This window comes from Hymenobacter humi (genome assembly GCF_042665855.1).
GTDB lineage: Bacteria > Bacteroidota > Bacteroidia > Cytophagales > Hymenobacteraceae > Hymenobacter > Hymenobacter humi.
The window spans coordinates 3,072,165-3,085,929 of sequence record NZ_JBHTEK010000001.1 but is presented as its reverse complement, the minus strand read 5'-3'; the positions used below and the strand labels follow the sequence as shown (position 1 = coordinate 3,085,929).

Genomic DNA, 13,765 nt, shown 5'->3' with positions numbered 1-13,765 from the left:
GTAAAGCTTTAGGGCTCGGCTTGTGGCCGGGGCACTAGGCTGCACTTTCTGCCGTTACCCCTTTTCGCTGAGGCCTGGCCTTGGCAAAATTCACCCCACGGCTGCCTTTGGCAAACCGTTCCACCGAAACGCCATCTGGTGTGGCGCTATACTATGCAACAAACTACAATTCTCTGGGCCGACGACGAAATCGACTTGCTCAAGCCCCATTTGTTATTTCTCAAGGAAAAAGGCTACGACGTAACGCCCGTAAACAGCGGCGCCGATGCCATAGAGCAGATTCAGGAACAGAGTTACGACCTGGTGTTTCTCGACGAGAACATGCCCGGCCTTACGGGCCTGGAAACCCTCAGCGAAATCAAAGCCATCCGGCCCACCGTGCCCGTGGTGATGATTACCAAGAGCGAGGAAGAACATATCATGGAGTCGGCCATCGGCGCCAAAATCGCCGATTATCTCATCAAGCCCGTCAACCCGAGCCAGATTCTGCTGTCGGTGAAGAAGGTGCTCGACAACAAGCGCCTCGTGAGCGAAGCCACTAACAGCGGCTACCAGCGCGACTTCCGCCAGCTGGGCATGCAGCTTTCCGACCGCCTCACGCCCGCCGAGTGGGCCGAGGTGTACAAAAAGCTGGTGTATTGGGAGCTGGAAATCAACGAAACCGAGGGCAAGAGCATGGCCGAGGTGTTCAACATGCAGAAGGACGAGGCCAACACCTACTTCGGCCGCTTCATAACCGAGAATTACGAGGACTGGGTGAACGGCGACGACAAGGACGCGCCGCTCATGTCGCACCAGCTGTTCAAGGAGCGGGTGTTCCCCACGCTGAAGGCCACCGGCGACACGCCCGTGTACTTCGTGCTGATTGACAACCTGCGCTACGACCAGTGGAAGGTGCTCGAGCCCATCATCACCGAAATGTTTACGGTGGACAGCGAGGAGATGTACTACGCCATCCTGCCCACCACCACGGCGTATGCGCGCAATGCCATCTTCTCGGGCATGATGCCCAGCGAAATCCAGAAAAAATACCCCAACCTCTGGGTGACCGACGACGACGACGAAGGCAAAAACCTGCACGAGGCCGAATTCATGGAAATCAACTTCCAGAAAAATGGCCAGAAGGTGAAGCACAGCTACAACAAGGTGACCAACCTGCAGGCCGGCAAGGACCTGTTGGGCAAGATGAGCAACCTGCACAACAACTACAAGTGCAACGTCATCGTGTACAACTTCGTGGACATGCTCTCGCACGCCCGCACCGACATGGCCATGATTCGGGAGCTGGCGGCCGATGAGTCGGCCTACCGCAGCATCACCCGCTCGTGGTTTCTGCACTCGCCGCTGTATGAGATGCTGCAAACCATTGCCGAGAAAAAGGCAAGCTCATCATCACCACCGACCACGGCACCATCCGCTGCAAGCGTCCCTACAAAATTGTGGGCGACCGCAACACCAACACCAACCTCCGCTACAAGCACGGCAAAAACCTGGGCTTCGAAGACTCGCGCGACGTGTACGTGGTGCGCAAGCCGGAAAGCATTTTCCTGCCGCGTGAAAACGTGAGCACCGCGTATGTATTCACCATCGGTGACTACTTCTTCGCCTACCCCAACAACTACAACTACTACGTGAACTACTACAAGGACACGTTCCAGCACGGCGGCATTTCGCTGGAGGAATGCATCATTCCGTACGTGACGCTAACGGCCAAAGGCTAGCGCGCAAGGTTTCGCGAAGTTAAAGGGAAGTCTCGCAAGGTTTGGCAGAACGTCAAACTTTGCGGGACTTCCTTTAACTTCGCGAAACCTTGCGCGCTACTTCAATTTGTCCAAAGCGGCTTTGAGCCGCGGCAGCGAGGCCTGCACCGACTGCACCGTTTCGGCGCCCACCGAGGCACGGAACCAGGGCTCCGTCGCGGCTGAGCCGAAGGCGCTGAAGGGCACCAGCGCGAGCCTGGGCTTCGGAGATGAGGTAGGAGGTGAGCTCTTTGGTGGTAGCCAGCAGCGTGCCATCGGGGGTGGTGCGGCCCAGCACGTCAATTTTGACGGTGAGGTAAATGGCGCCGGCTGGCACCACGGCATCCACGGGGTAGCCTTGCGACTGTAACTCCTTCAGGCCCGCAAAAATGCTACCAGCGAGTCCTGCAGCTTGGTCTTCATGCCGTTGATAAAGGCATCCACGGCCGCGGTTTCGGTAAGGAAATGGGCGGTGGCGACCTGTTCGGCCTTGGGTGCCCAGGCGCCCACGTGGCCCAGGATAGACTTCATCTTCTCGATGATGGCCGTGGGGCCAAAGGAGTAGCCCACGCGTACGCCGGTGGCGGCAAAACACTTCGAGGTGCCGTCGATGTAAACGACGTAGTCGCGCAGCTCGGGGCGCAAACTCACAGGGTCGTAGTGCTTGGTGTTGCCGAAGGTGAGCAGCCAGTAAATCTGGTCGTAGAGAATGTAGAGGGGCTTCTCGTGGGTGCTGCGGCGCTTGTTTTCGGCCAGTACTAGGTCGCAGATTTCTTCCAGGCCTTCTTTGGTGAACACCGTGCCGGTGGGGTTCAGGGGCGAGCACAGGGCCAGCAGGGTAGCATCGGCCAGGTAAGGGGCCAGGTCGGCCGCCGTGGGCATGAAGTTGTTTTCGGGCAGCGTGTCTACGGCCACGGGCATAGCGCCGGTGAGGTGGCAGTAGTGGTTGTTGTTCCAGCTGGGCAGCGGGAAGATTACCCGGTCGCCGGGGTCGACGAGGGCGCGGTAGGTGGCGTAGATGAGCGGGCGGGAGCCGCCGGCAATCAGGATGTCGTTGGGGCCGTACTCCAGGCCCTGGCGGGTTTTGAGAAACTCCGAAATGGCCTGGCGCAGCTCGCTGATACCGGCCGCCGGGGGATAGTTGGTGTGGCCTTGCTGGTAGGCCTGCTGGATGCCGGCGTTGAGCTCGGCCGGAATGGGGAAGATGGCGGGGTCAAAGTCGCCGATGGTCAGGTTGCAGATGTTGGCGCCCTGGCGCACCTGTTCGCTTACCTGGTTGCCTATTCGAATGATTTCGGAGCCGCTCAGGCCGGCCGCCATCTGAGATACTTGCATGGGAAATACGATAATGAAGCGCCGCAACGGCCCACGAAGTTATTTCAGTTCTGGCGAATTGCCTGCATACTAGCCGGCGCGGCGCTTCTCTTCTTCGGCCCCGCTGGTGCGGCGGCGGGTGGGCGCTACCTTCTGGTTGCCAAAACGGTAAGTGAAAGCAAGGGTGACTACCCGGGTGTCAAAACGTTGGTAAAGCCGCTCCTGGTAATTGTTGTAGCTGGAGGAGGCGCGGGTTTTCTGGGTGTAGAAAATATCAGTCACATTCAGCTTCAGGGTGCCCTTTTTCTCCCACAGGCTTTTGGAAATGCCCGCTACCAGCTGCCCCCGGGCCCGGATATCGAAAAACGCCTGCTGCTGCCGCGACTGGTACGTGCCCGTGAGGTCGGCGCCCCAGCCGTGGCCCAGGGTGAAGCTGTTGTTGGTGGTAAGGTTGAGGGTGGGGCGGCCTTTGTTCAGGTCGGTGCCGTTGAGCCGGCCGATGTAGCGGGCGTAGTAGCCCACCAGGTTGTTGTTGGAGCTCCACCATTTGAAGGGCTCCACCGGGGCACTAAACGTGAGCGTATAGGTGTCGAGCCGGTCGAGGTTGATGTTCTGGACCACCACATAGCTGCTGCCGGCCACCGGCTGCACCGAGCCGACAATGGGCAGGCTGGTGACGGCCCAGGCCAGTTCGGTGGTGAATTTCTGCTTGAAAGTGTGGCTCAACTCCAGGTTGTAGCTGGTTTGGGGGCGCAGGCCGGGGTTGCCGGTGCCGTAGGTAGTGGCGTCGATGTAGATACGGAAGGGGTTGAGGTCGCCGTAAGTGGGCCGGTCGATGCGGCGGCTGAGCGACAGTGCCACTTCTTGCTTCGGAGTGAGGGTGCGGCGAATGGCTGCGCTGGGAAACAACTGAAAATAGCGGCGCTCAAAACCTTCATTGCCCACTTCCTGGCGGCCCGAGGTGTTGGTTTGCTCGGCGCGTAGGCCGGCCGTTAGGGTGGTTTTGGGCGTGGTGTGCGTGAGGGTGAAATACCCGGCGTTCACGTTCTCATCGTAGAGGAAATGGTTCGATTGATTCCGGTCGATGGTGGTCTGGTCCTTTTCGGTGAGGCTGAACAGGACGTCGTTGTCGGAGCTCACCAGGCTGGTCTTCAAGCCCGCTTCGAGTTTGGCCTCTTTGGTAAGCGGGTGCGTGTAATCGGCTTTGAAAGACTCGATAACCACCATGCCGCGCTGGTCGCCATTTAGCGTGGTGGGCGTGAGCACGGGCAGGTCGTAGGTGGTGGCCAGGGTTTGCAGGCGGGTGTTGCGAAACTGGGCGTAGTCGGCATCGATGCTCAATTCGCGCGGCCCAATCGTATCCGCGAAGGTGTGCTTGAAATTGAGGTTGGCGGCGGCGTTGGGGGTACGTACGGTGCGCAGGTTGATGGCCCGGTACTGGCCGGTGAGTTGGTCGTCGGCGTCGCTCAGCGTGGCGGCGTTGGTGCCTTCCTGGGGCGAGTCGGCGGCCTGGCCGTTCAGGGCCACGCCCACGGTGGTGCGCGGCGAAAGGGCGTAGTCTACTCCGGCCTTCCAGGTATGCACCATTTGGCGCACTTTGATATAGTTTTCCTGGTCGCTGTGGCCCAGCAGCGTGCGGCCGCTATAAAAGTCGCGGTGGAACGTCAGGGCGTTGAAGGCCTCGCGGTCGGCGTAGCCGTAGGTGCCAAACACGTTGGTTTTGCCGTGGCGATTGTTGAGCGTCAGGCTGGAGCTAAACTTATTGTAGCGGCCCCGGCCTACGCTCGTGCTCAGGTTGCCGTTAGTGCCCTGGCGCTGGTCTTTCTTGAGGTTGATGGCGATGATGCCCGCGCCGCCCTGGGCGTCGTACTTGGCCGGCGGGTTGGTAATCAGCTCAATATTCTTGAGCTGCTCGGCCGGCAGGTTGCGGAGAAAGTCGGCCAGGCTCGGTGCCCGACATGGCCACACGTTTGCCGTCGATGAGCACCAGCACGCCGGCCCGGCCCTTCAGATTTAGGTTATCACCCGAGCCGACGGACACGCCCGGTGCGCGGGCCAGGATGTCGAGCGTAGTTGAGCCGGCCGAAAGCGGGCTGTCTTCCACGTTCACAATGGTGCGGTCGGCCTGCCGCTCAAACAGGGCTTGCGCGCCGTAACCGTAACTTCTTTGAGCGCCGTGGCCGCACTGGCCCGTAGCGCGATTGCCGGCAGGGCCAGGCCCGTTTCCGGCAAGGTGAAAGGTGCGCTCCAATACCGCTCAAACCCGACCTGAGCCGCCGAAACCCGATAGTTGGCGCCGCTGGGCGCTTCCACCTTAAAGCGGCCCTGCGCGTCGCTAAACTCGGTTTTCACCACCGTAGAGTCGGCAGCGCGGTGCAGGGTAATGGTGGCAAACTCGACGGGGGCGCCCGCCGCCGTAGCCACGGAGCCCGCGAGCGCTGCCCGGGACTGAGCGGCGGCCGGGCCATCGAGCACCAGAATTAGAAGGAAAAAACCGAAGAAGCCGAAGTAACGGTGTCGAGGAAAGGTATAGGTCATAGGCCAATCAGACAAATGGGCCCCAAGGACTGTCCGTTCTGCTTACCGTTGCACAGCTGGCGGTTTACTGCCCGGCGCGGCGCAATTCCTCTTCGGCGCCCACGGCCCGCTTGCGTGCGGCTGCTACCTTGCTGTTGCCGAAGCGGTAGGCCAGAGAAGCCGTGACCACCCGGGTATCCTGAGCCGCCCGGAACGTTTCGGAGAAGTTGTTATAAGTAGATGTAGCCTGAACCGGCGTGGTGTAGAAAATGTCGGCCACGTTGAGCCGTAGCGTACCCTGCTTGCTCCACAAACTTTTCTGGACGCCGGCCGCCACTTGCCCGCGGGACCGCGACTTTTCGAAACCCCAGATTTCGCCCGATTGGTAGTTTCCGCTCAGCTCGGCTGCCCAGCCGTGGGGCAGGCCGAAGCTGTTGCTGGCCGTGAAAAGGAAAGCGGGCTGGCCGCGGTCCAGGCTGGTGCCGGCCAGGTTGCCCCGAAACAGCGAGTAGTAAAAAACGGCGTTGGTGTTCAGCATCCACCACTTGGCCAGCTCAACGGGCGCATCCAGGGTCAGGGCGTAGTAGTGCTGCGTCTTCAGATTCACGTCCCGGTTCACCACCAGGCGGCCACCGTCTTCGGACGGCTGCACGGCGTTCACGATTGGTTGGTCGGTTTGGGCGTAAGCCACCGAGGTTGTGAATTTTTGCCGGTAAGTATGGGTCAGCTCAAGGTTGTAGCTGGTCTGGAAGACGAGGTCGGGATTGCCGGCACGGTAGGAAGTGGCGTCGGAGTAGGCCCGCAGGGGTTGAGCTGGCTATAGCTGGGCCGGTCGATGCGCCGGGCCAGCGACAAGGCCAGCCCGTGGCGCTCATTGAGCGTGCGCTGCACCAGGGCACTCGGAAACAACCGGAGGTACTGGCGCTCGTGAGCGTATCTGCCGGTCACGGCTGCCAGCGTATTCGTTTGCTCGGCGCGGAGGCCGGCTTGCAGGGTGGTTTGGGGAGTGCCGCGCCGCACGGTTACGTAGGCAGCGTTGATATTCTCTTCGTAGCGGAAATGGTTGGAGATGTTAGGGTCCAGCATGCTGGCGCCATCGGCAGTACGGATAAAGGCAACGTCGTTGCCGGATGCTACCCGGGTCAGTTTCGCGCCGGCTTCCAGGCGCGCCCGGTACGGCAGCGGCGCGCTGAAATCTGCCTTCACCGATTGAATGGTGAGGGTGGTGCTTTGGTCGCCCGAAAGCAGCCGGGGGCGTAGTAGGGCTGCTCGTACCGCGTGGTGAGGGCCAGGAGCCGGCTGGTCCGGTAGCGGGCAAAGTCCGCATCGGCGCTGAGCGAGCTAGCCGTGGCCGAGTCGGCGAACGTGTGGCGCAGGTTCAGGTTGGCGGCTCCGCTGGGGCGGCTGAGGTCGTGGTCGGCAACGGATGAATAGCGGCCAGCCATTTCGCCCGCGGGTCCCAGCAGCAGGGTTTGGTTGGCGGTGGAGCTGGTCGTTTGGCTGCCCAGGCCCGTGGCCGATATCCCCAGCGTGGTCCGTTTCGAGAGATTGACGTCGAGGCCTACCTTGCCGGTGTGCGAGCGCAGATGCGTCAGCTGCTCGTTGCTGATTTCGCTGCCCGCTGCGGGCAACAAGGCCGTTCCAGCGTAGCGCCGGTCGAAATGATGCCGCCAGAAGCCCCGGCGGTCTGCGTAGGCATAGTTGCCGTAGGCGTTCAGGTTTTTGCGGCGGTGGTTCAGCCCCAGCCCGGCGGTGAACTTGCCGTACTCGCCTCGGCCGTAGCTGGCGTTGGCGCTGCCGTTGGTGCCCAGGCGTTGGTCTTTTTGAAGTTGATGGCGATGACGCCCGCGCCGCCTTGCGCGTCGTACTGCGCCGGCGGGTTGGTTATCAGCTCAATACTTTGCAGCTGTTCGGCGGGGAGGGCCCGGAGATAATCGGCCAGGCTCGGTGCCGGTGAGGGAGTGCGCTTGCCATTGATAACGACGAGCAGGCCCGTGCGGCCGCGCAGGCGCACATTGCCAACCACATCAAGCGTCACGCCGGGTGCGCGGCCCAACACGTCGAGGGTGGTGGCCCCGGCCGCCAGGGGGCTGTCGGCCACGTTCACCACCGTGCGGTCGGCAAAGCGCTCAAATAAGGGCTTCTGCGCCGTTACTTTCACTTCCGTTAACGCCGTGGCCTGGCTGGCGGCCAGCTGGATGGCGGGCAGCGTGAGCCCCGCCGGGGTTAGCTCAACCGCCGGGCTCCAGTACCGGACGTAGCCCACCTGAGCCGCCGATACCAGGTAGCGGCCGCCGGCTGCCTCCAGCCGAAAAGCGCCTTTGCCGTCGCTGAACTCGGTTTTTACGAGGGCCGAGTCGGTTGCCCGGTGCAGCGTGACGGTAGCAAATTCGATGGGCGCGCCCGTGCCGGTGCCCACGGTCCCGCTCAGGGTGGCCGTTTTCTGAGCCTGGGAGGTAAGCGGCAGGCCCAGCAGGCTCAAAGCCAGCAGCCGTGCGAAGGGGAGGGGTGCTGAGCCAAGCCGGGCCGGGGCAAATTGGAGCATGTAATAGAAACTGGGTAGAAGTCGGAAGGCAGCGTGCACATCGGCCAGGGGCCCGGTCGCCAAGCTCAGATAGGATAAAAAAGGATTTGTACAAGCTTTAACTGTACCCTCTTTTAACTGAACACGTTAACCGATGCAGGAAAGTGTAAAGGTGAAGCATTGACGGTGATAATCCAAAAAACACAAACGTATATGTCTGGGAGCCGGTAATTTCGCGTTATGCTTCCCCTCACCATCTCAGTCCCGACCCTGGCCGACCTGCCCGCCGCTTCCCGGCAAGTGCAGGCAGCCCTATCCGAATCCGGCTGCTCGGTAGTTGCATTTGAAGGAGAAATGGGGGCCGGCAAAACCACCCTCATCCGGGCCCTGGCGCAGGGCCTCGGCGTGGGCGACGACGTGAGCAGCCCCACGTTTGCCCTGGTCAACGAATACCGCGACGGGCGAAACCAGCCCGTGTATCACTTTGATTTTTACCGCATTGATTCCGTAGAAGAAGCCGAGCGCATGGGGGCTTCGGAGTACCTCGATTCCGGGTATCTTTGTTTAGTGGAATGGCCCGCCCGCGTGGCGGAGTTAATGCCCGAGCCCCGACTTGAAGTGCGCCTGGACGTGCTCAGCGCCGAAGCCCGGACTATTCATATTACTCTTATCCGCTAACTTTCACTTAAGCAGGAGTTAACGCACCAGCGACCGGCGCTTTTTCGAAACGAAAACGCCACCTTTCCCTCCGGGCGCTGGCCCTTGCATTCCCCGCCCCACTTGGTTTATGGCCGAACAGCTACCATCCGGTTTTGAGTCACTGGCCACGAGCCGCGCCTATTTCACGCAGGAGTCGATGCTGGCCGTGGAAACGCGCAAGCGCAAACTCTTTATTGGGCTGCCCCGCGAAACCTCGCTTCAGGAAAACCGCATTGGCCTCACGCCCGAAGCCGTGCAGCACCTCGTGAACGAAGGCCACGAAGTCATTATGGAAGCCGGCGCCGGCGAGCCCAGCAAGTACGCCGACCACGCCTATTCCGAGGCCGGCGCCCAGATAGCCTACTCGGCTGAGGAAGTGTTCAAGGCCGATGTGCTGCTGAAGGTGGCCCCGCCCACGCTCGAAGAAATTGAGCTGCTGCACTCCGGCCAAACCCTGATTTCGGCCCTGCAAATGGGCTCTATGACCCAGGAGTACATCGCCGCCCTGGCCCGCAAAAAAATCAACGCCATCGGCTTTGAGCTGATGAAGGACCCCAGCGGCGCCCGCCCCGTGGTGCGCGCCATGAGCGAGATAGCCGGCTCAACCGTGATGCTGATTGCAGCCGAGTACCTGGCCCGTTCCAACGAGGGCAAGGGCATTATTTTGGGCGGCATCACGGGCGTGCCGCCGTCGCAGGTTGTCATTCTGGGCGCCGGCACGGTAGCCGAGTACGCCGCCCGCGCCGCCACCGGCCTCGGGGCCGAAGTGAAAGTGTTCGACAACCACCTCTATAAGCTGCGCCGCCTCAAGCACAACCTGGGCATGCAGCTCTACACCAGCACGCTCGACACGTTTGCGCTGAGCCAGCAGATTCGCCGGGCCGATGTGGTCATCGGCGCGCTGTCAGTCGAAGACGGCCGCATCCCGTTCATGGTGCCCGAAGAAATGGTGTCCAGCATGGCCCCCGGCTCCGTCATCATCGACGTGAGCATCGACCAGGGCGGCTGCTTCGAAACCAGCGAAATGACCAGCCACAGCAAGCCGGTGTTCCGCAAGTACGACGTGGTGCACTACTGCGTGCCCAACATTGCCTCGCGTGTGCCCCGCACCGCCACCAATGCCCTGAGCAACATCTTCACTCCCATCCTGCAGGAAATCAGCCAGCACGGCGGCATCAACGAAGTGCTGTTCACCAACGAGCATTTCCGCAGCGGCGTGTACATCTACCGCGGCTCGCTGACCAATGCGATGATTGCGAAGAAATTCAACCTGCGGTATAAGGAATTGGGCTTGTTGATTGCGGTGCGGAATTAGGGGAATTGGGCATTTAATCGGGGTTAAGGCTTTTACCTTGACTCTAGTAATACTTGGCTCACTCTTGAGGGAAGCTTACAAGGTGTAACCTCCCCTCAAAAGCGGGTCAATAATAATTAGAGGTTTGCACATTAGGTGTTGATAAAACAATTACGAATTGTTAAGCAACACCTTCCACGCCTCAACTAGCCGCCCTTCCGCCAACAACTGCCGCCCCAGCAGCAGCAATTGTTTCTTTAGCTCCTGAGCATCGTCGCGGTATTTGGTCAGCAGGTAAGCGACTTTTGGCTCAATTTTAAAAGCCTCCACTTGCTCGGGCGTAGGCAGGGCGTCGCGCTCGATGTTAGCCAAGCGGCCCAGGCTCGTTGCCGGTGAGCACGTCGCTGTTGCGGATGTGCTCCGGCAGCTGGTCGATGCCGATGCCGATGTGGCGGTTGGGCTTGGGCACTTCGAAGAGGCTGGCGCCACTGGCCCGGCAGTACCAGTCGCCGCCGAGGCGGGCCACGGCGTCGAGCTTGAAGGGGTCGATGCCGGTGGCGTTGGGCAGGAGGATGTCTTGGCGGAAATGGGCGCGCACCACCCGGCAGATTATCAGGTTGCCGGCGCCGTTGTTCTGGCCCAGCTCAATTATTTGCTCCACCACGCATTCGAAAGCCGCCGGTGCCTCGGCTACCCGGGGCGGGCGCACCAGCCGAAGCCAGCTCCGTGAGGCCGGCTTTGGTGAATTCATTAATGCCTTTCTCGTACTCGGTGCTGGCCAGCGACATTTGCTCCACCATCGCGAAATCGCAGATATTGATGACGACCTCGGCCACCTCGCGCACGTTCTGCAGTGTGTGCTTTTGGGTATTGTCGCGCACCCGGTTGGCGGGCGAAAACACCAGAATGGGCGGGTTGGAGCTGAAGGCGTTGAAGAAGCTGTAGGGGCTCAGGTTTACGCGGCCCTCGGCGTCGACGGTGCTGGCAAAGGCCACTGGCCGCGGCGCCACGGCCCCCACCATAAACGGGTGCCACTCACTGGGCTTGAGGTCGGCAGGGGTGAGGGAGTAAAAGGTGTGGCTGGGGGAGGGCATAATAGAGGGCATCGCGGCCGTTGAAGCAGCTTGAGTGGTCAAAGCTAGAGCCGTTTTGGTTTTCGGGGCGTGAGGCCCTGATGCCGGGTCGCGCCTAGTGATTGGCGCGCTTCACGCCGTGTGCGTCGGGCAGCCCAGCGTACACGGCACTGGCTCAAAAGCGGTGGTGCTCACCCAAACCGTGGCCCGGCTCAACTTGCGCCGCCTAACCTTACCGCGTGTCCGGGTTATGTTTTGGTTTGTGGCCTGAGGTAGAGACGCAACATTTTGCGTCTCGTCGTTGAACGAAAGCGTCTGGTGGTCCAAGCGCAGGATGTTCGACGACAAGACGCAAAATATTGCGTCTCTACTCCGTTCTGGATAACTCAAACGGCTTCTTAGCCCTGGAGGCTCTATGGCTAGCGTGCTGGCTATTCCGTATGGGCTTGGCTAAGACCTGTTTATTTGCTAAAATGGTATATGTTTGCTCAATAGCTGTAGCTTTATTGAGTTGCTGTGCTTATTTCCGCCTTATGACCACGCCCGCCTGCCCCAAATGCGAATCGACGGATGCTACCAAAAGTGGCGTGGTGAACAACCGCCAGCGCTTTAAATGCAAAAAATGCGGCTACCACTACACCGTGGCCAAAGTGGGCCGCGAGGTCGATAGCTATTATGTAATCAAGGCGTTGCAGCTCTACATCGAAGGCGTTAGCTACCGCGAGATTGAGCGCCTGCTGGGCGTGAGCCACGTGAGCGTGATGAACTGGGTGAAGAAATACGGCGTGCGGGCGCCCCGCCAGACCGACTATCATCCCACCTACAAAATATTTAATCAGAGCGAATTAGCCGCGTTTTTTCAAGTGCCCGGCAATTTGAAAGGGGCGGGCATGGTCGTGACCGAGCTGGGCGACAAGTTCATGGTCATTCGCTGGGAGCGGTTTCGCGCCAGCTAAGTGCCGGCCAGCTATAGCCATTTAGCAAAACTACCGCGAGGGTGTAGCTAAACGAAGAAGGAGGGTGCTACTTAGCCGGGCTTAAAGCTGCCCGGCGTGTGCCGGGTGGTAATCCCACCAAACCCCATTCTTCTCACTATGCGAATTCATCGCTACGCTTTTGCCTTGGGCGGCTTGTTGCTGGCGGGAGCCGGTTCGGCTTTCGGACAAACAGTTCCGCCCGCCACGGGTACGGCCCCGCCCCCGCCGAGCCGGCTCCGGTAGTGGCCCCCCGGCCCCCGCCAAATCGGCACCGTACGGCCCGGGGATGAAAATCAACCTGTCGCCGGATGGGTCCAAGTACATGCGGCTCATGCTCTGGACCCAGGTGTACACCCGCTACACGGAGAACAACACCGGCACGCTGCGCGGCCCCAGCCGGCCCAAAGCGAGCCAGATTGACTTCGGCATTCGCCGCTCGCGCATGGTGCTGCTGGCCCAGCTCAACCCGCGGTTTTTGGTGTACACGCACCTGGGTATCAACAACCAGAATGCCGTGGGCGGCGGGGTAGTCCCTACCGCCGATGGCAAAAAGCCGCAGTTCTTCATTCACGAAGCAGTGACGGAGTTCAAGGTGAACCAGTACCTGAGCCTGGGCGCGGGCATGCACTACTTCAACGGCATCTCGCGCCTCACCAACGCCAGCACCACGAGCATCATGACGATGGACTTGCCGCTGACCAACTTCCCCACCATTGAGCTGACCGACCAGTTTGCGCGCTGGATTGGCATCTACGCCAAAGGCCGCATTGCCAAATTCGACTACCGCGTGTCGATGAGCGACGCCTTCCTCACCAACCTGGCCAGCACGCCCCTAAGCCTGGGCGCTACCAGCGGCGGCGTGAGCACCGGAACGGGCATTGCCAACTACAATCCGCAGAACAGCAACCACGTGTACCAGGGCTATTTCAGCTACAACTTCTTTGAGGCCGAGCCGAATCTGTTTCCCTATACCCAGGGCACCTACCTCGGCACCAAGAAGGTATTCAGTGTAGGCGCGGGCTTTTTGCACAATAAAGATGCGATGTACTCCCGCGCTACTTCGAGTGTAGTGGCCGTGACGCCCGCGGTAAACGCCGACCCATTCAGTACGGTAGCCACCCGCAAGCACGACATGAACCTGTTCGGGGTTGATGCCTTTTACGATGTGCCCCTGGACACGGCCTCGCGCACGGCCATCACGCTCTACGGCGTGTACTATAAGTTCAACATGGGCCCCAACTACGTGCGCTTTGTGGGCGCCGAGAACCCGGGCTACGGAACCGTCGCCACTCGCGGCAACGCCGTGCCGCAGTCCGGTACCGGCAGCTCCGAATACGTGCAGGCCGGCTACCTGATGCCCAAAAACACCCTGGGCCCCAAAGCGCGCCTGCAGCCCTACGTGGCCTACCTGCACAGCAGCTACGAGGGCTTGCGGGCCGGCAACGAGCGCAAAGGCGTGAACATCGTGGACGTGGGCGCCAACCTGCTGCTCGACGGGCACAACGCCAAGGTCACGCTCAACTACCGCCACCGGCCCGACTTCACCAATGTGAACGCCGTGAAGTACCGTCCCGAGCTCACGCTGCAGACGCAGGTATTCCTGTAAGCCGCGCCTCAGCTAATCTTTC

General features: G+C 60.7%; 13 protein-coding genes and 2 pseudogenes. 5 read left to right on the top strand and 10 right to left on the bottom strand.

From position 1 onward, the window contains the following. Positions 1-153: 153 nt before the first annotated feature. Positions 154-1,721: pseudogene (gene porX, locus ACFQT0_RS17310) on the top strand (T9SS response regulator signal transducer PorX). A gap of 73 nt (positions 1,722-1,794) precedes the next feature. On the opposite strand, the gene ACFQT0_RS17305 reads toward porX, so the two are convergent. The 9 genes from ACFQT0_RS17305 to ACFQT0_RS17265 form a co-directional block, all read right to left on the bottom strand. Then, positions 1,795-2,088, bottom strand: coding sequence for a hypothetical protein (locus ACFQT0_RS17305; protein WP_380204450.1), 294 nt, complete (start codon positions 2,086-2,088; stop codon positions 1,795-1,797). 26 nt (positions 2,089-2,114) lie between these two features. After that, positions 2,115-3,074, bottom strand: coding sequence for a pyridoxal phosphate-dependent aminotransferase (locus ACFQT0_RS17300; RefSeq protein WP_380204449.1), 960 nt, complete (start codon positions 3,072-3,074; stop codon positions 2,115-2,117). 69 nt (positions 3,075-3,143) lie between these two features. Next, positions 3,144-5,021: an outer membrane beta-barrel protein gene (locus ACFQT0_RS17295; protein WP_380204448.1), complete on the bottom strand. Its 1,878-nt coding sequence runs from the start codon at positions 5,019-5,021 to the stop codon at positions 3,144-3,146. Continuing rightward, on the bottom strand, positions 4,948-5,163 hold the full coding sequence (locus ACFQT0_RS17290; protein WP_380204447.1) for a hypothetical protein: 216 nt from the start codon (positions 5,161-5,163) through the stop codon (positions 4,948-4,950). Before ACFQT0_RS17290 ends, ACFQT0_RS17295 begins: the two co-directional genes overlap by 74 nt. After that, positions 5,160-5,591, bottom strand: coding sequence for a carboxypeptidase-like regulatory domain-containing protein (locus tag ACFQT0_RS17285; protein ID WP_380204446.1), 432 nt, complete (start codon positions 5,589-5,591; stop codon positions 5,160-5,162). The genes ACFQT0_RS17290 and ACFQT0_RS17285 overlap by 4 nt, the downstream gene beginning before the upstream one ends. 64 nt (positions 5,592-5,655) lie before the next feature. Further along, positions 5,656-6,375, bottom strand: a complete 720-nt coding sequence (locus ACFQT0_RS17280) for an outer membrane beta-barrel family protein (RefSeq protein WP_380206061.1) — start codon at positions 6,373-6,375, stop codon at positions 5,656-5,658. After that, complete coding sequence (locus ACFQT0_RS17275) at positions 6,294-6,776, bottom strand: outer membrane beta-barrel protein (protein WP_380204445.1); 483 nt, start codon at positions 6,774-6,776, stop codon at positions 6,294-6,296. The genes ACFQT0_RS17280 and ACFQT0_RS17275 overlap by 82 nt, the downstream gene beginning before the upstream one ends. Next, entirely contained in the window at positions 6,773-7,204 is a 432-nt protein-coding gene (locus tag ACFQT0_RS17270) for a hypothetical protein (protein ID WP_380204444.1), read from the bottom strand. The genes ACFQT0_RS17275 and ACFQT0_RS17270 overlap by 4 nt, the downstream gene beginning before the upstream one ends. A 101-nt stretch (positions 7,205-7,305) precedes the next feature. After that, positions 7,306-8,178 (bottom strand): TonB-dependent receptor, encoded by an 873-nt coding sequence (locus tag ACFQT0_RS17265; protein ID WP_380204443.1) that lies wholly within the window; start codon positions 8,176-8,178, stop codon positions 7,306-7,308. 156 nt (positions 8,179-8,334) lie between these two features. On the opposite strand from ACFQT0_RS17265, the gene tsaE reads away from it, so the two are divergent. Next, a complete protein-coding gene (tsaE, locus tag ACFQT0_RS17260; protein ID WP_380204442.1) occupies positions 8,335-8,772 on the top strand; it encodes a tRNA (adenosine(37)-N6)-threonylcarbamoyltransferase complex ATPase subunit type 1 TsaE in 438 nt (145 codons plus the stop codon). Between the two features lie 109 nt (positions 8,773-8,881). After that, on the top strand, positions 8,882-10,108 hold the full coding sequence (locus ACFQT0_RS17255; RefSeq protein WP_380204441.1) for an alanine dehydrogenase: 1,227 nt from the start codon (positions 8,882-8,884) through the stop codon (positions 10,106-10,108). A 150-nt stretch (positions 10,109-10,258) separates the two neighbouring features. Here the strand turns inward: ACFQT0_RS17255 and ACFQT0_RS17250 are convergent. Next, positions 10,259-11,109 (bottom strand): annotated as a pseudogene (locus tag ACFQT0_RS17250) (flavin reductase family protein). Between the two features lie 584 nt (positions 11,110-11,693). Here ACFQT0_RS17250 and ACFQT0_RS17245 point away from each other — a divergent pair. Continuing rightward, positions 11,694-12,116 (top strand): IS1/IS1595 family N-terminal zinc-binding domain-containing protein, encoded by a 423-nt coding sequence (locus ACFQT0_RS17245; RefSeq protein WP_380204440.1) that lies wholly within the window; start codon positions 11,694-11,696, stop codon positions 12,114-12,116. 307 nt (positions 12,117-12,423) lie between these two features. Continuing rightward, positions 12,424-13,743 (top strand): hypothetical protein, encoded by a 1,320-nt coding sequence (locus ACFQT0_RS17240; RefSeq protein ID WP_380204439.1) that lies wholly within the window; start codon positions 12,424-12,426, stop codon positions 13,741-13,743. Positions 13,744-13,765 lie beyond the last annotated feature (22 nt).